Source organism: Corynebacterium sp. HMSC05D03, from assembly GCF_001807205.1.
Taxonomy (GTDB): Bacteria; Actinomycetota; Actinomycetes; order Mycobacteriales; family Mycobacteriaceae; genus Corynebacterium; species Corynebacterium aurimucosum.
In genome coordinates, this window is sequence record NZ_KV788168.1 from 306,511 (window position 1) to 329,881 (window position 23,371).

Annotated in this window: 24 protein-coding genes; 15 read left to right on the forward strand and 9 right to left on the reverse strand. The window is 59.6% G+C overall.

Annotated features, from left to right (window positions below):
* Positions 1–9: 9 nt before the first annotated feature.
* The gene (locus tag HMPREF3147_RS03835) at positions 10–825 is read right to left on the reverse strand and encodes an Fpg/Nei family DNA glycosylase (RefSeq protein WP_070444693.1); all 816 of its coding nucleotides are present in this window, start codon (positions 823–825) and stop codon (positions 10–12) included.
* Between the two features lie 77 nt (positions 826–902).
* On the opposite strand from HMPREF3147_RS03835, the gene HMPREF3147_RS03840 reads away from it, so the two are divergent.
* Together HMPREF3147_RS03840 and HMPREF3147_RS03845 are read left to right on the forward strand one after the other, a co-directional pair.
* A complete protein-coding gene (locus HMPREF3147_RS03840) occupies positions 903–2,399 on the forward strand; it encodes a DUF1846 domain-containing protein (RefSeq protein WP_070444695.1) in 1,497 nt (498 codons plus the stop codon).
* Positions 2,400–2,620: 221 nt separating this feature from the next.
* Entirely contained in the window at positions 2,621–3,550 is a 930-nt protein-coding gene (locus HMPREF3147_RS03845; RefSeq protein ID WP_070444696.1) for an oxygen-dependent tRNA uridine(34) hydroxylase TrhO, read from the forward strand.
* Here the strand turns inward: HMPREF3147_RS03845 and HMPREF3147_RS03850 are convergent.
* The 3 genes from HMPREF3147_RS03850 to HMPREF3147_RS03860 form a co-directional block, all read right to left on the reverse strand.
* Positions 3,547–4,029, reverse strand: coding sequence for a hypothetical protein (locus tag HMPREF3147_RS03850; protein WP_070444698.1), 483 nt, complete (start codon positions 4,027–4,029; stop codon positions 3,547–3,549). The two genes, HMPREF3147_RS03845 and HMPREF3147_RS03850, sit on opposite strands and share 4 nt — an antisense overlap.
* 11 nt (positions 4,030–4,040) lie before the next feature.
* Complete coding sequence (locus HMPREF3147_RS03855) at positions 4,041–5,024, reverse strand: universal stress protein (RefSeq protein ID WP_070444700.1); 984 nt, start codon at positions 5,022–5,024, stop codon at positions 4,041–4,043.
* A gap of 83 nt (positions 5,025–5,107) precedes the next feature.
* Complete coding sequence (locus tag HMPREF3147_RS03860; RefSeq protein ID WP_070444702.1) at positions 5,108–5,587, reverse strand: MarR family winged helix-turn-helix transcriptional regulator; 480 nt, start codon at positions 5,585–5,587, stop codon at positions 5,108–5,110.
* A gap of 170 nt (positions 5,588–5,757) precedes the next feature.
* On the opposite strand from HMPREF3147_RS03860, the gene HMPREF3147_RS03865 reads away from it, so the two are divergent.
* From HMPREF3147_RS03865 to dnaB, 8 genes are all read left to right on the forward strand, one after another.
* A complete protein-coding gene (locus tag HMPREF3147_RS03865) occupies positions 5,758–6,117 on the forward strand; it encodes a DUF5318 family protein (RefSeq protein WP_070444704.1) in 360 nt (119 codons plus the stop codon).
* A gap of 76 nt (positions 6,118–6,193) precedes the next feature.
* Positions 6,194–8,422, forward strand: a complete 2,229-nt coding sequence (locus HMPREF3147_RS03870) for a transglycosylase domain-containing protein (protein WP_070444706.1) — start codon at positions 6,194–6,196, stop codon at positions 8,420–8,422.
* A 63-nt stretch (positions 8,423–8,485) separates the two neighbouring features.
* Positions 8,486–9,841 (forward strand): glycosyltransferase family 87 protein, encoded by a 1,356-nt coding sequence (locus HMPREF3147_RS03875; protein WP_141740709.1) that lies wholly within the window; start codon positions 8,486–8,488, stop codon positions 9,839–9,841.
* Positions 9,838–10,020, forward strand: a complete 183-nt coding sequence (locus HMPREF3147_RS03880) for a hypothetical protein (RefSeq protein ID WP_010187901.1) — start codon at positions 9,838–9,840, stop codon at positions 10,018–10,020. The genes HMPREF3147_RS03875 and HMPREF3147_RS03880 overlap by 4 nt, the downstream gene beginning before the upstream one ends.
* Positions 10,021–10,167: 147 nt before the next feature.
* Positions 10,168–10,458 (forward strand): 30S ribosomal protein S6, encoded by a 291-nt coding sequence (gene rpsF, locus HMPREF3147_RS03885; RefSeq protein WP_210384564.1) that lies wholly within the window; start codon positions 10,168–10,170, stop codon positions 10,456–10,458.
* A gap of 51 nt (positions 10,459–10,509) precedes the next feature.
* Positions 10,510–11,097 carry a single-stranded DNA-binding protein gene (locus HMPREF3147_RS03890; RefSeq protein WP_070444711.1) on the forward strand — a complete coding sequence of 196 codons (588 nt, stop codon included), beginning with the start codon at positions 10,510–10,512 and terminating at the stop codon, positions 11,095–11,097.
* 46 nt (positions 11,098–11,143) lie between these two features.
* The gene (rplI, locus tag HMPREF3147_RS03895; RefSeq protein WP_010187895.1) at positions 11,144–11,596 is read left to right on the forward strand and encodes a 50S ribosomal protein L9; all 453 of its coding nucleotides are present in this window, start codon (positions 11,144–11,146) and stop codon (positions 11,594–11,596) included.
* A 644-nt stretch (positions 11,597–12,240) separates the two neighbouring features.
* The gene (dnaB, locus tag HMPREF3147_RS03900; RefSeq protein WP_010187892.1) at positions 12,241–13,665 is read left to right on the forward strand and encodes a replicative DNA helicase; all 1,425 of its coding nucleotides are present in this window, start codon (positions 12,241–12,243) and stop codon (positions 13,663–13,665) included.
* Position 13,666: 1 nt separating this feature from the next.
* Here the strand turns inward: dnaB and HMPREF3147_RS03905 are convergent, their stop codons facing one another.
* From HMPREF3147_RS03905 to HMPREF3147_RS03920, 4 genes are read right to left on the reverse strand one after another with little or no spacing between them, the layout of a single operon-like run.
* Positions 13,667–14,170 (reverse strand): VanZ family protein, encoded by a 504-nt coding sequence (locus HMPREF3147_RS03905; RefSeq protein WP_371325734.1) that lies wholly within the window; start codon positions 14,168–14,170, stop codon positions 13,667–13,669.
* A complete protein-coding gene (locus HMPREF3147_RS03910; protein ID WP_010187889.1) occupies positions 14,160–15,494 on the reverse strand; it encodes an MFS transporter in 1,335 nt (444 codons plus the stop codon). The genes HMPREF3147_RS03905 and HMPREF3147_RS03910 overlap by 11 nt, the downstream gene beginning before the upstream one ends.
* A gap of 11 nt (positions 15,495–15,505) precedes the next feature.
* Complete coding sequence (locus HMPREF3147_RS03915) at positions 15,506–17,677, reverse strand: heavy metal translocating P-type ATPase (RefSeq protein WP_010187888.1); 2,172 nt, start codon at positions 17,675–17,677, stop codon at positions 15,506–15,508.
* Between the two features lie 5 nt (positions 17,678–17,682).
* Complete coding sequence (locus tag HMPREF3147_RS03920) at positions 17,683–17,883, reverse strand: heavy-metal-associated domain-containing protein (RefSeq protein WP_070444716.1); 201 nt, start codon at positions 17,881–17,883, stop codon at positions 17,683–17,685.
* 147 nt (positions 17,884–18,030) lie between these two features.
* Between HMPREF3147_RS03920 and trxA the strand changes: the two genes are divergently transcribed.
* Together trxA and HMPREF3147_RS03930 are read left to right on the forward strand one after the other, a co-directional pair.
* Complete coding sequence (gene trxA, locus HMPREF3147_RS03925) at positions 18,031–18,396, forward strand: thioredoxin (RefSeq protein WP_070444718.1); 366 nt, start codon at positions 18,031–18,033, stop codon at positions 18,394–18,396.
* Positions 18,397–18,554: 158 nt separating this feature from the next.
* Positions 18,555–19,370 (forward strand): PspA/IM30 family protein, encoded by an 816-nt coding sequence (locus HMPREF3147_RS03930; protein ID WP_070444720.1) that lies wholly within the window; start codon positions 18,555–18,557, stop codon positions 19,368–19,370.
* 107 nt (positions 19,371–19,477) lie between these two features.
* Here HMPREF3147_RS03930 and HMPREF3147_RS03935 read toward each other — a convergent pair whose 3' ends face one another.
* Positions 19,478–20,695: an NYN domain-containing protein gene (locus HMPREF3147_RS03935; protein WP_070444722.1), complete on the reverse strand. Its 1,218-nt coding sequence runs from the start codon at positions 20,693–20,695 to the stop codon at positions 19,478–19,480.
* A 225-nt stretch (positions 20,696–20,920) separates the two neighbouring features.
* Here HMPREF3147_RS03935 and HMPREF3147_RS03940 point away from each other — a divergent pair, with 225 nt between their 5' ends.
* Genes HMPREF3147_RS03940 through HMPREF3147_RS03950 form a run of 3 tightly spaced genes read left to right on the forward strand, consistent with a single transcriptional unit; the run spans position 20,921 to position 23,078 of the window.
* Positions 20,921–21,295 carry a GntR family transcriptional regulator gene (locus HMPREF3147_RS03940; protein WP_070444724.1) on the forward strand — a complete coding sequence of 125 codons (375 nt, stop codon included), beginning with the start codon at positions 20,921–20,923 and terminating at the stop codon, positions 21,293–21,295.
* On the forward strand, positions 21,292–22,092 hold the full coding sequence (locus HMPREF3147_RS03945; RefSeq protein WP_070444726.1) for an ATP-binding cassette domain-containing protein: 801 nt from the start codon (positions 21,292–21,294) through the stop codon (positions 22,090–22,092). Before HMPREF3147_RS03940 ends, HMPREF3147_RS03945 begins: the two co-directional genes overlap by 4 nt.
* Positions 22,089–23,078 (forward strand): hypothetical protein, encoded by a 990-nt coding sequence (locus HMPREF3147_RS03950; protein WP_246815719.1) that lies wholly within the window; start codon positions 22,089–22,091, stop codon positions 23,076–23,078. Before HMPREF3147_RS03945 ends, HMPREF3147_RS03950 begins: the two co-directional genes overlap by 4 nt.
* The last annotated feature ends 293 nt before the right edge of the window (positions 23,079–23,371 follow it).

Genomic DNA, 23,371 nt, shown 5'->3' on the forward strand with positions numbered 1-23,371 from the left:
ACCCACACCCTAGCGCGCGGGTTGGCAGGTGGGGCACCAAAAGAGGTTGCGGCCCTGCATGACCTGCTCCCGGATCTCGGTGTCGCAGACGTGGCAGGGTTGCCCGGCGCGGCGGTAGACGTAGACCTCACCGCCATGATCATCTTTGCGGGGCTCGCGGCCCATGGCCTCCGGGGTATGGGCATCGCGGACCGTATCGATGCGGCCGTGCTCGACGCCGTAGTTCATGAGATCGACCAGGTCAGACCAGATCGCGTCAAACTCCGCACGGTCGAGCTGGTTGCCCGGAATGAAGGGGGAGAGCCCTTGGCGGAAAAGGGCTTCTGCGCGGTAGATATTGCCCACCCCAGCGAATAGGCCCTGGTCCATGAGCATGGCACCGATGCTGCGCTTTGAAGCATGCACGCGGGCCCATAGGGCATCGGGGTCGGCGTCCTTCCGGAGTGGATCCTGGCCCACCTTCGCCACCTTGGCCTGGTACTCATCCTCGGTGATGAGCGTGCAGAACTGCGGGCCGCGCAGGTTCGCGGCTGTCGTTCCGTTATCAATGCGCAGCCGGATTTGCCCCCACACATCGGCAGAAGGCTCAAAGCGCAGGGAGCCAATGAGGCCTAAATGGATATAGATAACGTGACGCGGGTTATCCGCATCGAAGTGGAGAAAGAGATGCTTGCCAAAGGCTTCGGCGAGTAAGAGGGGTGAGGCGCTGACAAGCGCGGCCTCCGCAGCGAACCGGCCTTGGGGGCTGCTCACGGCTAGCGGCTTGTTACGGAAATCCGCATTGAGTGTGCGGGCAAGGCGGTGAATAACGTGTCCCTCAGGCATGTCAGGAAGTCTACGCGGGGGCTATGCTGCTGTAGACTTTTCGGGTACTACCCGTTGAACGGAAGGGCCTAAATACTATGGGGCGCGCGCTCGGTTTTGATCGTGAAAAATATATTGAACTGCAGTCGGAGCATATTAACGCTCGGCGCAAAGAAATCGGCGGGAAGCTCTACCTTGAGATGGGCGGCAAGCTTTTCGATGACATGCACGCCTCCCGCGTGCTGCCCGGTTTCACCCCGGATAACAAGATTGCGATGCTCGAGCGCATCAAGGATGACGTAGAAATCCTCGTCTGCATCAACGCCAAGGACATCGAGCGCCAGAAGATGCGCGGTGACCTGGGTATCCTCTACGAAGATGATGTGCTGCGGCTTGTCGACGTCTTCCGGGACCGCGGCTTCCTGGTCAATAACATTGTCATGACCCAGCTCGAGGATGGCAATAGCCAGGCGGAGGCCTTCATCGAGCGCCTTGAGCGTTTGGGGCTCACCGTGGCGCGCCACCGCATCATTCCGGGCTACCCCGCCAACATCGACCTCATTGTCTCCGAGGATGGCCTGGGCAAGAACGACTACGTGGAAACCTCTAGGGACCTCGTCGTGGTCACCGCGCCGGGGCCTGGCTCCGGCAAGCTGGCCACCGCGTTGTCGCAGGTCTACCACGAAAATCTGCGCGGTGTGCCAGCGGGCTACGCCAAGTTCGAGACCTTCCCCATCTGGAATCTGCCACTCGATCACCCGGTGAACCTTGCGTACGAGGCCGCGACGGTGGATCTCAACGACGCCAACGTCATCGACCACTTCCACCTCTCCGCGCACGGCGAATCCACGGTGAACTACAACCGTGATGTCGAGGCTTTCCCGCTGCTCAAGTCCCTGCTGGAGCGACTGACCGGCACCGTGCCCTACCAGTCCCCGACGGACATGGGCGTGAACATGGTGGGCTTTTGCATCACCGATGACGAAGTCTGCCGCGAAGCCTCCCAGCAGGAGATCATCCGCCGCTACTTCAAGACTTTGGTGGAGGAAGCCCGCAACGGCCTCGACACCACGCAGTCTGAGCGCGCGGCCGTAGTCATGGCGAAGGCCGGCATCAAGTCCACCGACCGTCCGGTTGTGCTCCCAGCGCGTGAGAAAGCGGAGGAGACCGACGGCCCGGCAGCCGCGCTGCAGCTTCACGACGGCACCATCATCACCGGCCGCACCTCCCCGTTGCTGGGCTGCTCCGCAGCCGCGCTGCTCAATGCACTCAAGCACCTCGCTGGCATTGATGATGACCTGCACTTGTTGTCCCCGGAATCCATCGAGCCCATCCAGACGTTGAAGACAAAGCACCTGGGTTCACAGAACCCGCGCCTGCACACCGACGAGGTGCTCATTGCCTTGTCGGTATCGGCGGCGAAGGACGAGAATGCCCGCCGCGCGCTCGATGCACTGAAGGAGCTTCAAGGCTGCGATGTTCACACCACCACCATCTTGGGTTCGGTGGATGAGGGCATCTTCCGCAACCTGGGCGTCCTGGTGACCTCCGATCCGGTCTTTGCCCGCAAGAGCGCGCTGTACCAGAAGCGTTAAATCCCACTCGCCGGACGTTGACTGAAAGCGCCACCACGTAAGGCATTTCCCCAGACCTAAAACCCGCAACCTGCAGGTGGGCGTCGCCAAGCGCTTGCCGACGCCCACCTGCCCACCTGGGAGTTTCGGGATCGAGGTCTGGGGCTTTGGCTTAAAAGCGGTTGTAGTGCTGGGCCCAAAAGATTGGGGATCTTGCCACTAGCAGGCCTAGACTTGCGGGCGTGACTATTGGCAAGATTCTCCTCTACTACTGCTTTACTCCCATCGAGGACCCCACCGCGATCATGCTGTGGCAGCGATCCCTGTGCGAGAAGCTCGGGCTCAAGGGCCGCATCCTCATCTCGGAGCACGGTATTAACGGCACCGTGGGCGGGGACATGGATGCGTGCAAGCGCTATGTGCGCGAAACCCGTGAGTACCCGGGATTTAAGAAGATGGAGTTCAAGTGGTCCGAGGGTAGCGCGGAAGACTTTCCGCGCCTCTCGGTCAAGGTCCGCGATGAAATCGTGGCCTTCGGCGCGCCGGGCGAGCTCAAAGTGGATGAAAACGGCGTCATCGGTGGTGGTGTCCACCTCAAGCCCGAAGAGGTCAACAAGCTGGTGGAGGAGCGCGGCGAGGAGGTCGTCTTCTTCGACGGGCGCAACGCCATGGAGGCGGAAATCGGCAAATTCAAGAATGCCGTGGTGCCGGACGTGCGCACGACCCACGACTTCATTGCTGAACTTGAATCCGGCAAATATGACTGGATGAAGGATAAGCCCGTGGTTTCCTACTGCACGGGTGGCATTCGTTGCGAGATCCTCTCCGCCTTAATGAAGAACCGAGGCTTTAACGAGGTTTATCAAATTGACGGCGGCATCGTCCGCTATGGCGAGAAGTACGGCAACGATGGCCTGTGGGAAGGCTCGATGTACGTCTTTGACAAGCGCATGCATCACGAGTTTGGCCAGGGCTTAGAGGATCCGGGCTTTATTCAGCTCGGCCACTGCGTGCATTGTGGGAAGGGGACGAATACCTTCCATAACTGTATTAATGAGGACACGTGCCGCAAGCAGGTGCTCATCTGCGATGACTGCATCCAGCACGTGGAAACGCAGCACTGCGGCCGGCCGGATTGCGCCGAGGTGGCTGCCGCCCAAGCGCAGGGTTAGTTTTCGAGCACCGGGGCCAGCAGGATCTGGATATCGTTGATGCACCAGATCATGAAGTTGCCGGCCATGACCCAGAAGATGGCCATCCAGCCGCGCCAGCGCACGTAGGCTTTGAGCTTGCGCACCATGATGACTGCGCAGCCGATCATGCCAATGAACGGGATGATTAGCGTCGTCGTGGCGAACACGGTGCGCTGGGTCCTCGTGCAGAGCCAAGCGGCGTATTCGGCCTGGAGGCAATTGGTTGTGGTCCCGGCGACCTTGAAGAGGCCCGCGAGGAGAAGCGCATAGAGCGCCGAACCGACGAGGATGAAAATCATAAACCACAGCGCTTGGCGCGAGGAACGGCGGTTGGCCTCGGCGACGGTGAGGGGATCGGGTTCGTCGGCAAGCTCGTCAAAGCTGCGGGGCTCTGGGCGAGGCAGGTTCGTATAGTCCGCGTCGGACGTGAGATCGTTTTCGGGGTGCTCGGCTGCCATGGTTTGTCAGTCTAACGTGCTTCTTTATCGTAGGTACTGGGACAGACCAGTACTGGAACGCCCAAGTGGGGAAGCAACTCGGTGGCGGTGCTGCCAATGAAGACGCGTTCGATGGGCCCCATGGGAGCGGAACCCAAGCAGAGCAGGTCGCCCTTCTTCCACTTCAGTGAATCCACCGCGCCGGACCAGCCATGGCCACTGCCGATGGCCGTCGTGACCGATACCTCCGGGTAGGTCTCCGCGATGAGATCGTGGGCGCGGTCCAACAGTGAGAGCGAGTGCTCACGCCAATTCGGTGCATCGGGGGGAAAGGTCGGAGAATATTCGAGGGGGACGTCGACCAGCCCCTTGGCGGAAAACGCCAGGATACGCAGGGGGATTCCGCCGCGCTGCGCAATGCATGCGGCATGCAGCAGGGCGGGGTCGTCGGCATTGCCCAAGTCCGTAAAGGCGAAATTGATGCGGGTGACGCCGTGCTTGGACAGCTTGATACCACGCGGGATGAGCCCCACGGGGAGGGGCGAGTAGTGTAGAAGCGCGTCGGCAGTAGATCCCGAGAAGAAACGGCCCTTCGGCGCGGATTGATTGGCTCCAAGGAGGATGACGCTCGCCTTGAAGTCCTTAGCCGCCTGTTCCAAGAGCTGGGGGCGAGAGGGCCCTGCCAAGAGAACGGAGACATTCTTATCGAGCTGCTCCTTGTCCACCCCGGCTTCGTTCAAGGCCTGCTTGACAGCGCGTTCGCAGGTCGCGCGTTCCTTCTTGAACCACTTCTTGTAGGAACCGCTGAGCTTGCTGAGCGACGTCACGGTGAGGGGCTGCGAAATGGTTGAAACCACGCGAATCCGAACGGAGGTGGAACGTGCGAGCCACGCGGCAAACTCGATGGCCTCCGTGCCGGTGGAGCTAGGACTCCACGACACGAGGACGCGGAGCGGAGGGAGCTGGTCGTCCGGGGAGCATGGCCCTTCCGCAGGGTGTGAAGAATTCTTAGCCATTCAATAAAAAGTTCGGGGTCGTTTTCTTCATTATCGACCCTTCATGCCGGAAAATAAAATCCGCTCTACCGGCACTTTTTGGTCTATTTCCCTTCCATGATTGGACGGTAGACATCGGCAAGCTTGGAGATGAGATTGACCAAAGCGTCAGCGTCCTTGATATCCTCTGGGTCGAGCCAGCGTAGGATCTCAGCCAAAGCCGCCGCGCGCTGGCGGGAGACGATTGTCAGCTCGGATTCCCCAAGCTGGGTAAGGGCGACAAGTACGCCGCGGCGGTCTTTTTCATCGCGGTGTCGTTCCACGAAGCCTTGACGCTCCAATTGGTATAGCGCATTGGAGGCGGTGGGCATTCGGATGAGTTCTGCTTGCGCGATAGTACTGACACGGGAGGGGCCGCGCATGCGCAGCTGGTTCATGATGGAGACCTGCGACGTTGTCAGGGACGTGCCCTCCGTGGTGCGCTGGAAGATGAGCATGAGCTTGTTGAGCGCCGGCTGGATCTGGCGGGCGACTTCCAAGGCGTCCTCATAGGGGACCGGGGATTCAATAGTTTCTTCACTCATGGAAAGTAAGTGTAGCTAGAGATCGCCCGCTTCGGTAGTTAGTTATTTGAAAAATTAGGTTTGCTATCACGAAGTGTTTAGCGGCGCTCTAGATTGTTGGCGTCGCCGGCACTACACTGTCCGGCGTGAATTCTCCGTCTAAGGCAGAGTCGGCAAAGGCAAAGCCAGCCGTGGCCTACCGCAATGAGGTCTCCTATGAATGGGAGCGCGCGCAACATCTGAGTGAACTTCGTGCGGGGAAGCTCGGGCGCGAAGAGGTATGCGATGCCGATTTTCTCCTTCGTGCCGCGGCGAAGCACCACGGCGTCGACATGCACAAGCCGTGCCCAGTCTGCGGTGAGGACATGCGGCTGACTCGGTGGGTGTACGGAGATGCCTTGAAACGCCGAGCAGGCAGCGCACGGAGCGAAGCAGAAATCGCGGAGATAGCCGCCGAGGGAATCGAATTCACCGTGCACTTCGTGGAAGTGTGTCCGGCGTGCCGCTGGAATCATCTGCTTCGAGCCGCCACGGTCTATGCTCTAGGGTAGTTTTGGCTTCCCAGTTCGCGCCGGTAAGCTGCATATATTTACAGTTTCTGTACAGGATTGATGAGGACACGGATCAGTGACCGAGAAGGAAACCTCTGGGCGAAAGGCCGGTAAACGTCGGAAGAGCCCCTCGCGCAGCGCACGACATTCATCCAGCTCTAAACGCCGCTGGCCGTGGATCGTGCTGGCTGTTTTGTTTGTACTAGTGGGCATTCCTGCCCTGCTCTTCGGCTACGCGTATACGCAATACGACGTCCCCGGGCCCAAGGAGCTGCAGCCGAGCCAGATCTCCACCATCGTCGCCGGCGATGGTGAAACTCAACTGGCCAAGCTCGTTCCGCCGGAAGGCAACCGCCGTCAGGTGACGTTGGAAGAGATCCCGGATTATGTGGAGGACTCGGTCCTCGCTGCCGAGGACCGTGAGTTCTGGACCAACTCGGGCTTCTCCTTTACTGGTCTGGGCCGCGCCGTCTTGGGCAAGCTCACGGGTGATAGCACCGCCGGTGGTGGTTCCACCATCACCCAGCAATACGTGAAAAACACCCTAGTTGGTGACGAGTATTCCTACGTCCGCAAGATCCGTGAGCTCATCTATTCGGTGAAGATGACCAATGAGTGGGCCAAAGAGGACATCCTGAACGCCTACCTCAACACCGTCTATTTCGGCCGCAATGCCTACGGCATCGAGGCTGCCTCCAATGCCTACTTCAATAAGGACGCCAAGGACCTCACGAAGGAAGAAGGCGCGCTGCTCGCGGGCGTTATCCAGTCACCGTCTGTCCTTGATCCGTGGGTAGATGAGGAACGTTCTCATGCTCGTTGGGACTACGTCATGGATGGCCTCGTTGAGATGGGTGACCTGGATCAGGCTGAACGCGATCAGTTGGTCTTCCCGGAAACTCGCGATCCGTCTGAGTATTCCGCTTACACCGAAGCGCCAGGCGCTTATGGCCACATCAAGAACCAGGTCATCGATGAGCTGTCCCGTGTGGGCATCACCGAGGATCAGCTGGCCACTGGTGGCCTGAAGGTGACGACAACCATTGATATGACCGTCCAGAATGCGTCGACGGATGCTGCTCATGCAGAGCTGGGAGTGCTGCAGGAAGATGCACGTGCAGCGGCGGTCACCATTGACCCGGCTACGGGTGCCGTGCGCGGCTACTATGGCGGCGATGATTCTGGCGGCTGGGATTATGCCAATTCCCCGCTGCAGACAGGTTCAACCTTCAAGATTATGACCCTGGCCGCAGCGCTCCAGCAGGGCATCGATCTCAATACTTATTACTCCTCGGCGCCCTACCAGCTGCCTGGATCGCAGCTCGTGACCAACGACGTGGGTGCCGGCTGCGGTAGCTGCTCCATCGCTGAGGCAATGAAGAATTCTTATAACACGTCCTTCCTGCGCCTCCAGGATGACTTGGAAAACAAGACGCAGGACACCGCGGATATGGCGCATGCGTTGGGCGTGCCGCGCAGTCTTCCGGGGATTGAAAAGACCCTCACTGAAAATGGTGGAACGCCGTACGAGGGCATCGTGCTGGGCCAGTACCAGTCGCGTCCGCTCGATATAGCGACGGCAATGGCCACCTTGACCAACCAAGGCATATGGCATCAGCCGCACTTCGTGGAAAAGGTAGAAAACGCTGCCGGCGAAGTCCTCTACGAGAACCCGACCGACGGCGGTGAACGCCGTGTCTCCGCCAACGTGGCCAACAACGTGATCTCCGCGATGCAGCCAATTGCCGCATGGTCGAATGGCGCGCTAGCTGGCGGGCGCCCGTCTGCGTCTAAGACTGGTACCACGCAGCTGGGTGACACCGGTCAGAACAAAGATGCGTGGATGGTCGGTTCCACGCCCCAGCTGGCTACAGCAGTGTGGGTAGGCACGGCCGACAACACCTCCGCGATTTTCAATCAGTGGGGCGGCATCATGTACGGCTCGGACGCACCGACGAAGATCTGGAAGTCCATCTTGGACACTTCTCTGGCTAACGTCGAGCAGCAGACCTTCCCGCAGGCCTATCCGATCAACTACGGCGTCGGCAGTTGGGGTTCGGGCTATGTCTATGACCCGAGCCAGACCACGACGTGGGACCAGACCCCGGCAAGCCCGGAGGGCGAAGCCGCTGAGGGCGAGGGCGAGGCAAAACCAGAGGAAGGCCAACACCATGACGAGGGGCATGGTGATGCCCCGGCGCAGCCGGCCCAGCCTGAGCAACCGGCCGAACCCGCAGAGCCCGAGGTCCCTTCACTTGATGACATTCTCAACGGAGATGGACTCGACCAATTACTTGGTCAATAGGAGATTGATCGCCCGGTGAGCTATCACACTACTTCGCGGATCGTGTCTCTCTCATCTGAGTCTATGACCCATAACGCGGTCGACGCCCTGGGTGGGCCGACGGGGCGCTTTGCTCGTTCGGCTTATGCTGGGTGGTGGACACCCTTGCGCGTGGTTATCACCCTGGCGTGGACGTTTTTGGCGTTTGGGTTTTTGAGTAAGGCAACCTGTGCGGGTAGTCGCCGGGGCGAGGATGGCCTCATCAGCCTGAACTGGGATGGCAACCGCCAATACACGGCCTTTTGCTATAACGACATCGTCCCTCTCTATGGTGGGCGCGGACTCGATCAGCCGGGCTTCCCCTATGCCTATTCCTGGGTTGAGGGCGATCTCACCCGCTACATGGAGTACCCAGTACTGGCCGGCCTCTTCCAGGGAGCCGTCGGGTGGCTGGCGCGCACCACCTATCCGGCCGTCGAGTGGCTTGGGATGGCAGATGTCAGCTGGTACTTCGGACTGACCGCGTTCATCATGTCTCTCGTGTGGGTCGGCACCGTGGTGATGGTTTTTCAGCTCACGGGGAACCGGGCATGGGACACCATCCTCATGGCGGCCAGCCCGCTCGTGGTTATTCACGCTTTTACAAACTGGGACATTCCGTCGGTGGCCTTCATGGTGGGTGCGCTAGTCGCAGTGACGAAGCGCAAGAATTGGCTTGCCGGTATCCTCATCGGCCTTGGCACGGCCTTTAAATTGTGGCCCCTGTTTATCCTGGGTGCGTTTTTAGTGTTGGCCATCCGCCATAAACGGTGGGCACCTTTCTTCAAGATGCTGGTCGCCACCATTGCCACGTGGCTCGTGGTGAACCTTCCCGTGGCACTGGCCTACCCCGAAGCGTGGGGCGAGTTCTTCAGGCTCAATCAAGAGCGCGGTGCGGAGTGGACCACGATCTATGCGCTGTTGAGTCGCGTGACGGGCGTGGGCTTCGAAGCCGAATTCCTCAACACCTTCTCCCTCGTGGCCTTCCTGGCGTGCTGCGCTGCCATCGCCATTGTGGGGCTTACTACGCCGCGTGCGCCACGGGTAGCTGAGATGATCTATCTCATCATCATGGCCTTCCTGATCTTCAACAAAGTGTGGTCGCCGCAGTACTCACTGTGGCTCGTCGTACCGGCACTTTTGGCCCTGCCACGTTGGCGCCTCATCTTTAGCTGGGCGCTTGCCGACGCCCTCCTCTGGCCCATCCTTACCTGGCACATGCTTGGGGCTGAGAATAAGGGCCTGCCGCACGAGATGCTGGATATCGCCGTGATTACTCGTGATGGCTTCATCATTGCCATCGGTGTGCTGATCATCCGTCAGATGTGGGGCAAAGCGGAAGATAAGGTCCGTGCGGCGCACGGCGGTAGGGATCCATTGGCGGGGGATTTTGCGCTATGACTATGACGATCCTGGGCATCATCTCCATCACGCTGGGTTTTATCTGCGTGTTGAGCGCCTATTACCTGTTTCAACGCTCTCAAGACCGCACCTGGCCCATTGTGCTGGGGCTGCTGGCTCTCTTGTTCCTCACTGTGATTCCTGCTGGTTCGGCGATCTTTGTCGCGGCGACACACTAGATGCGGCCGAGGAGATAGGGGATTTCCTTTTCCGCCGGTCAGTGCGGTACTGTGTGAGGGTTGCTTGACGCAACAGACCCTCCTGTCATATCCGCAAAGGTGATATGGCCGATACCAATTACTAGACCATAGGAGGTGATGAGGTCCGTGCGTCACTACGAAGTCATGATCATTCTGGATCCTAATCAGGATGAGCGCACCGTAACCCCGTCCCTAGACAAGTTCCTCGAGGCAATCCGCAAGGATGGCGGCAAAGTCGAAAAGGTTGACGTGTGGGGCAAGCGCCGTCTTGCATACCCGATCAACAAGAAGGAAGAGGGCATCTACGCAGTCGTGGAGCTGGAGTGTGAATCCCACTCCGTTCTCGAGTTCGATCGCCGTCTGAACCTGAACGACTCCATCCTGCGTACCAAGGTTCTGCGCACCGACAGCAAATAGCGGATACTGGGTTTCGAGCAATCCACGTAACCGATATTAAGGAGTAAAGACATGGCTCAGGGAGATACCAACATCACGGTTGTCGGCAATATCGTTGCTGACCCGGAACTGCGCTTCACCCCGGCGGGTGCCGCAGTAGCGAATTTCCGTGTTGCCTCCACCCCGCGTCGCTATAATCAGCAGACTTCCCAGTGGGAGGATGGCGAGGCCATGTTCCTCACCTGCAACGTGTGGCGCCAAGCCGCAGAAAACGTTGCGGAGACCCTGACCAAGGGCATGCGCGTTATCGTTAATGGCCGTTTGCGCCAGCGCTCTTACCAGACTCGTGAGGGCGAGAACCGCACTGTTTTTGAGATTGAGGTCGATGAGGTCGGCCCGTCCCTGCGTTATGCAACCGCCCAGGTTAACCGCAAGTCCGGCAACGGCGGCGGCAACTATGGCGGCCAGCAGCAGGGTGGTGCTAACTACAGCGGTGGCAACCAAGGCGGTTTCTCCGGAAACCAGGGTGGTTTCTCTGGAAACCAGTCCCAGTCCTCTGCCCCGCAGCAGTCCCAGCAGTCGGCTCCGAGCAACGATCCGTGGAATTCGGCACCCCAAGCAGGAAGCTTTGGTGGTGCGGATGCAGAACCCCCGTTCTAAAACTGTCACGCAAGTATTCATTTAACTCAATTGAAAGGCAGGGATCATGAAGCTGATCCTCACCGCTGCCGTTGAGAACCTCGGCGCCCCCGGCGAAATTGTAGAGGTTAAGGACGGCTACGGACGTAACTACCTGCTTCCGCGCGGCCTGGCTATCGTTGCCACCCGCGGTGCTGAGAAGCAGATCGAGGGCATCAAGCGCGCCCAGGAAGCTCGCGCAATCCGCGACCTGGACCATGCACGCGAGATCCGTACCCAGCTGGAGGAGCTCAAGGACGTTAACGTCCCGGTGAAGACCTCCGAGTCCGGCAAGCTCTTCGGCTCCGTGTCCGCAGAGGACATCGTGAACGCCGTTGCCGCCGCTGGCGGCCCGAAGCTGGACAAGCGCATTGTTGTGCTTCCCAAGGGCCTGGTCAAGAAGACCGGCAACTACCAAGTCGAGCTGAAGCTGCACGCTGACGTTATCGGCAAGGTGAACTTCTCGGTCGTCGCTGCCTAAGAACTAAGGCGCACGACGGTCACCCTCCGTCCGCCCGCGTGTGAGGCGCGGCGCCGGTACGCAGGACGTGACCTTAAGACAACAGCAAGGCTTGAGGCCGTGCTCCTCCCACTATGTGAGGTGGTGAGAGGAAGCACGGCCTTAGGCCGTTTTGTGGGCTTTTGGGGATAGAGATTTGGGGAAAGACTCAAACTGTGGATAACTCGCATTACCTGTGGATAACTCGGTGGTGAGTTAACGGTGAATTTACTCACGGCGCACGGTGTTAACCCGCTGGTAGGGGCGATATTCAGTTGGGGGGCCTACTTTTCCACCGGTTTTGTGCGGATTTTCACACTAGGAAAAACCTATCCTGACCAGTGGAAATAATCATCGCAGGTCACAGCGCTGCCAAGTTATCCACAGCCCTGACCTCTGTCTTTGCACACCATGTCTTTGCTGACCTGGGAATTCCACAGGTCTCTGTGGATAACTATGGGAGTTATGCCCAAGGGGTAGTGTCTTGACCCTCAGCTAGACTGTTGTGTACAACGCGCGGTTGCCGCTCGGCACTGCATCGAAGCCTGGCCGTCCGGCGCGGAGAAGAGTGAGAATTTCAGGCACACGGCCAGGGTGGGATTAATGAACGGTGGGATTAATGAGCAATGACTAATGCCAGTTTTGATGATGACCAGGTTCCACCACCACCGGAGCCGGTAGAGGAGGAACCCCGCCGCTCCTACCGGCAGGAGGAGCCTAAGCGTTACGGCGAATTCCGTCAGCCGCCCGCGGACCGTGAGGCAGAACAAGGCGTCCTTGGTGCTATGCTCCTGAGCCCGAACACGGTCATGGAGGTCATTGAAGAGCTGGAGCCGGAGGATTTTTACTATCCTGCGCACACGCTCATCTACCAGGCCATGATTGACCTTTATGCCGCAGGCACCGACATTGATGCGGTGATTGTGGCGGCCCGACTCGATCGATATAACAACCTCGAGCGCGTTGGCGGTGCGCCCTACCTGCATACCCTGTTGGCCACGGTGCCAACCGCTGCCAACGCCCGCTATTACGCGGAGATTGTCGCGGAGAAGGCGGTGCTGCGCAAGCTGGTGGACGCTGGAACAAGAGTCGTCCAACTCGGCTTCCAAGGCTCCGAAGACATGGAGATTGAGTCCGTGCTGGACCGCGCCCAGCAGGAAGTTTTCGCTGTCGCGCAGAAGAAAACGACCGAGGATTACCGTGCGCTGAGTGATCTCATCGATCCCACCATTGATGAACTCGCCGCCCTGCAACAAAACGGCGTGGAGTCCGGCGTGCCCACCGGTTTCATCGACCTCGATAACCTGACCAATGGTCTGCGTGCCGGCCAGATGATCATCGTCGCCGCCCGCCCTGGCGTTGGTAAGTCCACGCTGGCCATGGACTTCATGCGCTCGGCATCACTGCAGCATAACAAGACCTCCGTGGTCTTCTCCCTGGAGATGTCTGCCTCAGAGATCGTCATGCGCCTGTTGTCTGCGGAGGCGGAAGTGAAGCTGTCGGATATGCGCGGTGGCCGCGTGTCCACGGAGGATTGGGCCAAGATCGATGACACCCTCAACCGCATCCAGGATGCGCCTCTGTTCATCGATGATTCCCCGAACCTCACCATGATGGAAATTCGCTCGAAGGCCCGCCGCCTCAAGCAGCAGCACGGTCTAGACCTCATTGTGCTGGACTATATGCAGCTGATGTCTTCAGGCAAAAAGGTGGAGTCCCGCCAGCAAGAGGTTTCGGAGTTCTCGCGCCAGCTCAAGCTGTTGGCCAAGGAGCTGGAAGTTCCGCTCATCGCGATTTCGCAGCTGAACCGTGGTCCAGAATCCCGTACCGATAAGAAGCCGCAGCTGGCGGATCTGCGTGAATCCGGCTCGCTTGAGCAGGACGCCGATATGGTTATGCTGCTCTACCGCCCAGACTCACAAGACCGCGATGATCCCCGCGCCGGTGAGGCGGATATCATCCTGGCCAAGCACCGTGGCGGCCCGATCGACACGGTGAAGGTGGCGCACCAGCTGCACTACTCCAAGTTCGTCAACATGGCGCACGGCTAAATTACAGGTCCACCACGGCGTTGGGGTCACCCAACCGTGGGCCGAGGATGACCAAGACCAAGAAGACCGCAGCCGCGGCGAGCGCCAGCCATCGCCACACCGGGAAGAAGCGCTCGCCACAAAGCCGGGCAAATGCCGCGCCGATGAGCGCGCCGATCGTATTGAAGATGAGGTCATCAATATCAGTGCGTCCGAGCGCGAAGGCATACTGGACTGTTTCCAGCGCCAAACTCAGCGCGAATCCCCACGCGGCCGTTGCCTTGATTGATCGGCACATGCTGAAGACGAGCATGCCGAAAGGAATGAAAAAGGCGGTATTGCCCGCATACTCAAAAAGCGGGCCAAACCAGGTGCCTCCGGAGAACTCATCAAGTGGCACCAAACGCAGGTCACGAACTCGCTGGTTCTCCGGCTTCCAGAGGTAGCCAATCTGATAGAAGGGCTTAAGCGTGGTGAGCGCGGCCATGACCGCGATCCACGCGCCAAGGGCGACCCTATTGAGCAAGGGTCCTGCCCTTGAACTCTGGCAGTGTCAGTGCTGCTACAGCTGCGAGGCCGAAGGCTGCTGCGAACAGCGCGAAGAGCGAGCCCGTTCCTGCCACCGCGATGAGCGGCGGAACGATGAGCGGTGCCAGGATTGATGCGAGTCGGCCGAAGCCAGCTGCCGCACCGGTACCGCGCCCGCGCAGGGCGGTGGGGTAGAGCTCCGGGCCGATGGCGTACAGCGCACCCCACGCGCCAAGGTTGAAGAAGGAGAGCAGGCAACCGGCCAGGATGATCATGGCTTCAGTGTTAGCGAAACCAAAGAACCCGGCGGACAGGGCGGAACCCACGAGGAATATCGCTAGGGTCGAGCGGCGGCCCCAGACCTCAATGAGCCAGCCGGCTGCGGCGTAGCCGGGTAGCTGGGCGAGGGTGATAATCAGCGTGAAGCTGAAGGACTTCACCAGGGAGAAGCCATCCGCGACGAGCAGTGACGGAATCCAAATGAAGGCGCCGTAGTAAGAGAGGTTGACGCAGAACCAGATGGTCCACAGCGCCAGCGTGCGCCCACGCAAGGACTTTGACCAAATGCTGGTGGCGGTGACATCTTCCTCGGAGTAGGTCGGTGCCGGGGTCGTGCGGTCAATGTCCGCCTCATCCACCTCGGCCTCAAAGGAAGCGACGATTTCTTCTGCTTCCTCGTGGCGGCCCTTCGACTCTAGGAAGCGCACTGATTCAGGCAAGTGAAGGCGTACATAGAGAGCGTAGAGCGCGGGCACCATGCCGAGCGCTAGGGCCCAGCGCCAGCCGCTTTCCGACGCCCCCACCACGAACGTTCCAATTACCGCAGCGAGGATCCACCCCACCGCCCAGAAGGCCTCCAGCAGAACGACCATGCGCCCGCGCACCTTGAGCGGTGCGAACTCGGAAATCAGCGTGGAGGCCACCGGCAGCTCAGCGCCGAGGCCAAGTCCGATGAAGAAGCGCAGGATGATGAGGAGCGTGAGGCCCGTTGCCAGGGCAGAAGCGCCCGTGGCAAGGCCATAGACCAGCAGGGTCAGAGCAAAAATGTGGCGGCGGCCGAACTTATCGGCCAAGAGGCCGCCGAAGGTGGCGCCCAAGGCCATGCCGATGAAGCCCACGGACGCCAGCCAGGAGGATTGGGTCGGTGTGATCCCCCAGTGCACGGCCAAAGCGGCCATGATGAAGGAGATGAGGCCCACGTCCATGGCGTCGAGCGCCCAGCCGATGCCGGAGCCGAAGAGGAGACGTTTGTGTTTTCCAGTGACGGGAAGGCGGTCGAGCCTCTCCGTGCGTGAGATAGAGCGATGATCAAGACGATTCATGCAGGCTAAGCTTACTCCTCGGGGGTAAAGCTTTTCAGCCGCAGAGAATTGGTCACCACAAAGACTGAGCTCAGGGCCATTGCCAACCCCGCCAGTAGGGGGTTGAGCAGGCCAAACGCTGCCACAGGAAGAAGAATAATATTATAGGCGAAGGCCCAAAATAGGTTGCCCTTGATGATGCGCAGGGTGCTGCGCGCGAGTCGCACTGCCTCGGCAACGGAGCGCAGGTCGTTGTTCATCACCGTGATATCGGAAGCTTCGATGGCCACGTCTGCTCCCGCGCCCATCGCGATTCCGAGGTCCGCCTGCGCGAGCGCTGCGGCGTCGTTGACGCCATCGCCCACCATGGCCACAGTGCGCCCCTGCTCCTGCAGACGAGCAATAGTATCCACTTTGTCTGCGGGCATGACCTCCGCTGTCACGTTGGCATCATCAATGCCAACGGCTCGCGCCACTGCACGCGCCGCGCCGGCGTTATCCCCGGTGAGTAGGTGGGGTGTAAGTCCTAGCTTGTGCATTGCTGCGATGGCGGCGGCGGAGGATTCCTTGATGCGATCCTGCAGCTCGATGGAGCCTGCCAGGGTGTCATCGACGTAGACGCCGACTTGGGTCCCGGTGCCCTCATAGCCCGCAGGCGGCCGGCCGACTCGCACGTGCGCGCCCTCAATCGTTGCCTCGATGCCTTGGCCGGGAAGCTCGTGGAAGTCTTCGGCTGTGGGGAGCTCGCCGTCGTAAGCCGTGCGGATGGCGCGTGCGATGGGGTGCTCGGAGCCCTGCTCTGCGGCCGCGGCGAGACGAAGAACGTCCTGCTGCGTGTGCCCTGCCGTAGATTGGATTGCTCCCACCGACATCTGGCCTTCCGTGATGGTGCCCGTTTTATCTAGAACGATGGTGTCGATCTGGCGCGTCGATTCCAAAATCTCCGGGCCCTTGATGAGGATTCCCAGTTCGGCGCCGCGCCCGGTGCCCACGAGGATTGCGGTGGGCGTCGCCAAGCCCATGGCGCACGGACACGCGATGATGAGGACGGAGACGGCGGCCACGAAGGCTGGGGCGATACCACCGAACAACAGGTGTGCCACGAGGGCGAGGAGAGCGATGCCGATGACGATCGGGACAAAGACGGCGGCGATGCGGTCCGCGAGACGTTGTACAGGGGCCTTCGAGGTCTGGGCCGCAGTGACCAGCGCGCCCATCTGGGCCAAAACGGTGTCGGAGCCAACGCGGGTGGCGCGCACCTCAAGGCGCCCAGAGGCGTTGATGGTAGCGCCCGTCACCGTGCTGCCGGGTGAAACCTCAACCGGCATTGACTCGCCGGTGAGCAGGGATTCATCCACGGCGGAATGACCGCTGAGAACCACGCCATCGGTGGCGATCTTCTCGCCGGGACGGACCACAAAAACATCGCCTACGTGGAGCTCGCTGGCGGGAATGCGGGTTTCGGTGCCGTCGCGAAGCACGGTGGCTTCTTTAGCCCCCATAGTCAGCAGCGTGGTGAGCGCCTCGGAGGAGCGCCCCTTAGCTTTGAGCTCAAACCACCGTCCAAGCAGCAGGAAGGTGATAACCATGCCGACGGATTCGAGGTAGATGTGGTCCATCTGCGCGTCATTGGAGCGTAGCGTCATGTGCATGGTCATACCGGGCATTCCGGCATCGCCGAAAAAGAGCGCGTAGAGGGACCAACCGAAAGCGGCGGTAGTGCCCAGTGTGATGAGAGTATCCATCGTGGCAGCGCCATGCTTCAGATTGGCCCAGGTAGCGCGGTGGAAGGGTGCTCCGCCGATGACGTAGACGAGTGTCGTGAGCATCAAGCAGGCCCACTGCCAGTGCTGAAACTGCAGGGCCGGGACCATGGAAAGCAGCATCACTGGTAGGGAGAGTGCCGCAGAGAGCAGGGTGCGCTGAAGGATGTCGGAGGCTTCGCTCTCGCGAGCATCCTCCGCCGTGCTTGCTGGTTCCTCCCCCTCACCGTCCATGGTGAAGGCTCCGTAGCCCGCGCCTTCGACGACGTCGATGAGATCGGCGGGCGTCGTCGTTGCAGGGTCATAACTCACGGAGGCAGACTCCGTGGCGAAGTTGACCGTGGCTTCAACGTTGTCGAGTTTGTTGAGTTTGCGCTCGACGCGGGAGGAGCACGACGTACAGGTCATCCCAGTGATGCCGAGGGTGAGGCTGGTAGTCATGGTGTTTAGGCCAATTCGTAGCCGGCTTCGGCGACGGCAGCGGCGACTTGGTCGTCGCTAAAGCCCTCCCCGGTCACGGTGACAGCACCGGTGGTGTGGTCGGCAGTGACGTCGGTGACGCCCTTGATCTCTGAGATCTCTTCCTTCACGGAGAGTTCGCAGTGGCCGCAGGTCATGCCGGTAACGGTGTAGGTGGTGGTGCTCATGGTGATGAATCCTTCTTTCTTCTTAGCGGTTAATGCTACTGCCAAGAATATACCCCCCTGGGGTATACGCGCAAGGAATAATCGAGTCTTGTGTACCGTTGAGGGTTGATAGAACCGACAAATATCCCCGAGACTGATAGGAACAACATGGCAACGATTGACATCACTGAGGACACGTTCCAGGAGACCATCTCCGGCGAGGGCATCACGCTCGTTGATGCCTGGGCGGAATGGTGCGGCCCGTGTAAGCGCTTCGGTCCGGTTTTTGAGAAGGCATCTGAGGAGCACCCTGATGCCACGTTTGCCAAGCTGGATACGGAGGCAAACCAGGATCTATCCGCAAAGCTGCAGATTCAGTCCATCCCTACCTTGATGGTGTTCCGTGACGGCATCCTTGTCTTCCGTGAGGCTGGTGCATTGCCGCCGGCAGCCCTGGAGGATCTCATCAGCCAGGTTAAGGCGCTCGACATGGATGAGGTCCGTGCCCAGGTGGAGAGCCAAGAGGCGGAATAGTCCCGAACTTTTCTCCGTGGCGCTGTAGGCTCAGGTGGGCCTGCCGCGCGCGCTTTCCTGTGAGTATCGCTACACTCGCAGGAAAGCGTCTTTTTATATAGGCCACTAATAAGAGCTGCATTAAATACTGTTGCAGGAACCACTAAGGAGTGAGTGCGATGGCAAATCCATTTAGCAAAGGCTGGAAGTATGTGATGGCTTCTTTCGATCAGAAGATCGACGAGAACGCTGACCCCAAGGTCCAGATCCAGCAGGCCGTGGAAGGTGCGAAAGAGCAACATCGCCAGATTTCCGAACATGCGGCGGAGATTATTGGACGCAAAACCCAGCTGGAAATGCAGCTCAACCGCCTGGTGAAGTCCCAGAAGGACTACCAAGACCAGACCCGCCGGGCGCTGGAGCTGGCGGATGCTTCCGAGGATCCGCAGAAGGCCGCCGAGTACAACCAAGCGGCAGAGGTCGTGGCGAGCCAGCTGGTCGCCGTAGAGAATGAGTTGGCCAATCTGAAGTCCCAGCACGAGGCCGCCGCCCAAGCTGCCGAGCAGGCGAAGGCCCAGCAGCAGCAGTCGGAGGCCCGCCTTAAGGAGCAGCTCGCGCAGGTGGACCAGTTGCTGTCCCAGGCTGATCAGGCAGCGATGCAGGAGAAGAACGCTGAGGCCTTGGACTCTATGAACGAGCTCAAGCCCGATGATTCCACGCCAACGTTGGATTCGGTACGCGCCAAGATTGAGAAGCGCTACGCCGATGCCCTCGGCGCTCAGGAGCTGCACCAGGCAACTGGTGGCAGCCGGATTCAGGAGATTTCGGCCGCGGGTCACGATACGGCCGCCGCGTCCCGCTTGGACGAGATTCGCGCCGAGATGGCCAAGAATAAGGAGATCGAAGGTTCCCCCTTCGCTAGCGACCAAGCGCTTGAGACTGGCACCGAAGCTGGTGTTGGTTCCGAATCGGAGACCACCGAGGGCAAGCAGTAGCCACCGCGGACCACATCACCGCATAGAAAAGGGACCTTTGAGAGCGGGCCGCGTAGCGCGGCCTGGGAGTTTCAGCGCCTTATGCTCTCAAAGGTCTCTGTGGTGTTTTAGCTATCTTGCCGGCGGATATTGATGAGCACGCCGCGGATGCCCGAGTGGAAGCCATCGCGCAGGTTGACGCGCTGGGTTTCGGTGAGCGTGTACTCGTGCAGCGTTTCACAGGCGAACTGCAGCAGCGGGCGGTCGATTTCCGGTGGCAGCCCGCCGCCCGATAGCAGGTGAGCCTGGTCGCGTTGATCAGCGCTCGCAGCGTTGTCGAACCACCACGAGGCATATTGCTGTCCCACATCAAAGGGAGACTGGAACCCGGCGGAGCTCCACACTTCTTCAGGGAGCGGAACGTACTTCGAACGTAGCTTGCGGCGCGGTGCCATCATCGACGGCTTTGGCGCGGCCGGCTTGGGAGCAGGCTTCGAGGCTTCGGTGCCTGCTTCCGACTCTTTGTCGGCAGGCTCCTGAGCAGCGGTTCCAGGCTGGGAGGGCTCCTCGTCCTCGGCGGGGACGCTGGGTGCTGCTGACTCGGGGTGAGCGGCCGTGGCCGCCACATCTTGTGCCGCGGCAGAAGGAGTGGCCGGCCCGGGTTTCGGTGCGGAGGGGAAAGCAGCTTGTGCCTCGGTAGGTTCTTCGCATTCCGGAGCGAGCTCGCTAGCGGCATCGCTCACGTCCTCGCTGCCGTCCTCGGAATTCTGGGGTTCGCGGATGGTCGGCGGTAGCGGGCCTTCGAGAACCTCGAGCTCCATTGCATCGGCGAAGTCCTCGCGCGGATCAAGGATTGTGGTGGAATCACACGCATGGCGCAGAGCGGAGGACATTGAATCCCAGCCGAAGCCGTAGAGGTGCACGCGCACGCCGTTATTGACGGCTTCCTGCACTCCGGGGATCATGTCGGCGTCGCCGGAGACCAAAACAAAGTCCGTGACTTGGCCCTTCATAGCGGAGACGATCATGTCGGCGACAAGGCGGGTATCCACCGCTTTTTGGGTGCGGCGCTCGCCCCATTCGATGAGTTGGCCGGTACGCAGCTGCACGCCATCGCAGACGCGCAACGCTCGCTGGTAGCGGTGGGGCCCAGTATCCGGGATTCCGTCATACCAGTATTGGCGGTGAATACGGTTTCCAACCTGGTTCTCAATCATGGAACCAAGGGAGCTGACTACTTCGGGTAAATCAATCTCTAGCTGGGCTCGGGCACCCGTTTCCCATGAGTTATAGAAACTGGCGAGTAGATATGACGTGTCGACGAAGACAAGTGTTCGTTCAAGCATGGCTCCTAAATTCCGTTCTATTTCTTCTAAATAATTTTCTTAGGTCACTTCTGTGAGGTCTTCCAGCCTAAGGCCGGTGTGTTCCAGTGTGCCCCATTAGTCACAAAACGTCGATAACCTTGAGGGAATTCCCAGGTCAAAGTCAGGGCTCGATGCAGTCTTGCCAGGACTAAAGGATGGTTATATGGTTAGTTACATGAGTAACCAACCAGCTAAGGAGTCGGCATGGATAACTCCGCGCAGCCGCTCTTCCGTCAGATAGCTGTGCTCATTGAGGACGCCATTATCGAAGGCACCCTCACCGAAGGGGCACAGGCGCCGTCCACGAACGAGCTGGCCGCCTTCCATAGCATCAATCCCGCCACCGCCCGTAAAGGCCTTTCTCTTCTCGTGGATCTGGGGATCCTCGAAAAGCGCCGGGGCATCGGGATGTTTGTCACCTCAGGTGCAGCCGAAATGATTCGCGCGCGGCGTCGCCAAGAATTTGCAGCCGAGTACGCCGCGCCGCTGATCGACGAAGCCGTGCACCTGGGCTATACCCGCCAGCAGCTCCATGACCTCATTGATCTTGTCGCAGAAAGCCGAGGACTCTACTCATGATTTCCACCCCACACTTCACCTTCGGCGACGGCCTCACACATGGCCTCGTCGGCCCCAACGGTATTGGTAAGACCACGTTGCTACGCAAGATTGCCGGACAGCTGAATGCTTCCGGCATCAAGGTCGATGGTGACAAGCCCTATGACAATGAAAAGGTGCTCAACAAGGTTGTGCTTATGGGTATCGACAACCCCTTGCCCGAAGGCTGGAACGTGAAGAAAGTCTTCACCGTAGCCAGCCTGCGCTGGCCCACCTGGAACAAGGAGCGCGCCGAGGAATTGGTGGAGCGTTTCGAGCTCCCGATGAAGAACTACTCGGGGCTTTCCCGCGGGCAGAAGTCGGCGGCGAGCTTCATTGTCGCGGTGGCTTCGGGGGTGCCGTACATGCTTCTCGACGAACCCTATCTCGGCCTCGACGCTTCCAAGCGGGAAGTATTCTACGAAGTCTTACGCGAGGAGCATGGCCGCACCATCATTGTCTCCACCCACCACCTCAACGAGTTATCCGGTTTGCTCGATACCGTGGCTTTGATGGGGGAGAGCCCGATCTCCGGACCCATCGATGAGTTCATTGAGGGCGTCGTCCAACTCACCGGCTCTGCCGAAGCCCTCGATCGCGCGCTGGGGCGCCTGCAGCTTCCGGTCCTTGAGCGCGAAACCTCAGCCGTGGCAGACCGCGCGCTTGTCGACGCCCGCCCCAACCACACCACCAACGTCTTCGACATGGCCCAGGAGATGGGTTTGCGTGCCAGCGAGGTATCCCTCGAACAGGCAGTGTTGGCATTGGGGGAGGCATGATGCAGCTCTATAGACATATGGCGCTGAGCTGGAACAGCTTCTTTTTTGCCTTGTGGATTGTTGTCCTTCCGGTGCTGGGAATGGATCGCGGGCAAGGGTGGGCCATTGGTTACTCACTCTTTATGGTCCTTATGGTTTACCTTTCGCAGCCTGATTTCACGCGTTATCTGACCTTTGGGTTGAGCACCCGGGTGTGGAATGGGCACCGGCGAATCAATGCTTCCCTGACGCTTGTGCTCATTCTTGTTAGCGCGCCCTTCGCCTTTCCGTGGTGGACTCTCATCGCGCCAACGGCAGCGTGGATATTCTGCGTGGCCAAGCGCGTCGAGCCATCGCGCATGACCGCGAGCTCCCTCATCGTAGGCAGCGATGGTGATTCTTCGACGGGCTGGTTCTCAGCGTCCCCGGTCTCCCAAATTGTGTTGCGTCCTCAGGTCCGCGCGTGGATGTGGACTGCGATCGGTGTAGCCATCGCAATAGCGATAGCCATCGTGGTGAGCAAGCTGTGGGATAAGGGCGTGGGCATCGTGGGTGTCATTGTTACGTTGATTGTCCTGCCGCTAGTTGCTGATTCAATCCGCAGCTCACTCAAAGATGCAGTGGCCTTTGGGCTGCCGCGCGGTGCCTGGGCTAAGGCCACTGTGCTGTGCACGGCAATCCCCGTGGTCCTATCGCTCGTGGCCGATCTGGTAGCGATGATGTGGACCGGCAATCCAGCGGGGTTCACCATCGTGTGTCTTGCTACAACGTCACTACTTTTAAGTTTCGCCATTACCGACAAACCGACGTGGCTTTACACAACTGCGCTAGCGGGAGCAATCGCCATACTGTTCATAGCGTGGCTTATCAATCCCAACGTTGCGATGGGGTGGACGTTCACAGGGATGGCAATCATCTACGTTGTGTGGGTTGCCGCGTATCTCCGGATGGCTAAAAAGACCAACGTGTTTAGCCCGGGCCTCATGGGCTGGTTTGGGTCACGCTGAGCGCCAACCAATGTCGGCGTTAAACGGTTGTCTTTGTGCACTTCAAGAAGGGATAAAAACCTTCTTTGAAGTGCATATTTGTGTTTTTTCAAGGACGTATGTAACTTTATATGAGTCAGCGCGACCGACAGCGCCCCACAGGAACAGAGGTTCTTGGAGAGAGGCGGTAGGAAAACAGGCCCTGACAACAAATATTTTCTTTACTCGCAGTACTGCGTTTCGCTTAAAGCGGGCCGTATGGCTGTGTGGTGACGATGTCTGAGAACTCAATAGTGTGCCAATGTACTTTTTGT

Excerpts from the sequence above, each read along its gene's own strand:
- HMPREF3147_RS03835 (WP_070444693.1), bottom strand. The coding sequence starts at position 825 with ATGCCTGAGGGACACGTTATTCACCGCCTTGCCCGCACACTCAATGCG.
- HMPREF3147_RS03840 (WP_070444695.1), top strand. The coding sequence starts at position 903 with ATGGGGCGCGCGCTCGGTTTTGATCGTGAAAAATATATTGAACTGCAG.
- HMPREF3147_RS03850 (WP_070444698.1), bottom strand. The coding sequence starts at position 4,029 with ATGGCAGCCGAGCACCCCGAAAACGATCTCACGTCCGACGCGGACTAT.
- HMPREF3147_RS03855 (WP_070444700.1), bottom strand. The coding sequence starts at position 5,024 with ATGGCTAAGAATTCTTCACACCCTGCGGAAGGGCCATGCTCCCCGGAC.
- HMPREF3147_RS03860 (WP_070444702.1), bottom strand. The coding sequence starts at position 5,587 with ATGAGTGAAGAAACTATTGAATCCCCGGTCCCCTATGAGGACGCCTTG.
- HMPREF3147_RS03875 (WP_141740709.1), top strand. The coding sequence starts at position 8,486 with ATGACCCATAACGCGGTCGACGCCCTGGGTGGGCCGACGGGGCGCTTT.
- HMPREF3147_RS03880 (WP_010187901.1), top strand. The coding sequence starts at position 9,838 with ATGACTATGACGATCCTGGGCATCATCTCCATCACGCTGGGTTTTATC.
- HMPREF3147_RS03890 (WP_070444711.1), top strand. The coding sequence starts at position 10,510 with ATGGCTCAGGGAGATACCAACATCACGGTTGTCGGCAATATCGTTGCT.
- rplI (WP_010187895.1), top strand. The coding sequence starts at position 11,144 with ATGAAGCTGATCCTCACCGCTGCCGTTGAGAACCTCGGCGCCCCCGGC.
- dnaB (WP_010187892.1), top strand. The coding sequence starts at position 12,241 with ATGACTAATGCCAGTTTTGATGATGACCAGGTTCCACCACCACCGGAG.
- HMPREF3147_RS03910 (WP_010187889.1), bottom strand. The coding sequence starts at position 15,494 with ATGAATCGTCTTGATCATCGCTCTATCTCACGCACGGAGAGGCTCGAC.
- HMPREF3147_RS03915 (WP_010187888.1), bottom strand. The coding sequence starts at position 17,677 with ATGACTACCAGCCTCACCCTCGGCATCACTGGGATGACCTGTACGTCG.
- HMPREF3147_RS03920 (WP_070444716.1), bottom strand. The coding sequence starts at position 17,883 with ATGAGCACCACCACCTACACCGTTACCGGCATGACCTGCGGCCACTGC.
- trxA (WP_070444718.1), top strand. The coding sequence starts at position 18,031 with ATGGCAACGATTGACATCACTGAGGACACGTTCCAGGAGACCATCTCC.
- HMPREF3147_RS03930 (WP_070444720.1), top strand. The coding sequence starts at position 18,555 with ATGGCAAATCCATTTAGCAAAGGCTGGAAGTATGTGATGGCTTCTTTC.
- HMPREF3147_RS03935 (WP_070444722.1), bottom strand. The coding sequence starts at position 20,695 with ATGCTTGAACGAACACTTGTCTTCGTCGACACGTCATATCTACTCGCC.
- HMPREF3147_RS03940 (WP_070444724.1), top strand. The coding sequence starts at position 20,921 with ATGGATAACTCCGCGCAGCCGCTCTTCCGTCAGATAGCTGTGCTCATT.
- HMPREF3147_RS03945 (WP_070444726.1), top strand. The coding sequence starts at position 21,292 with ATGATTTCCACCCCACACTTCACCTTCGGCGACGGCCTCACACATGGC.
- HMPREF3147_RS03950 (WP_246815719.1), top strand. The coding sequence starts at position 22,089 with ATGATGCAGCTCTATAGACATATGGCGCTGAGCTGGAACAGCTTCTTT.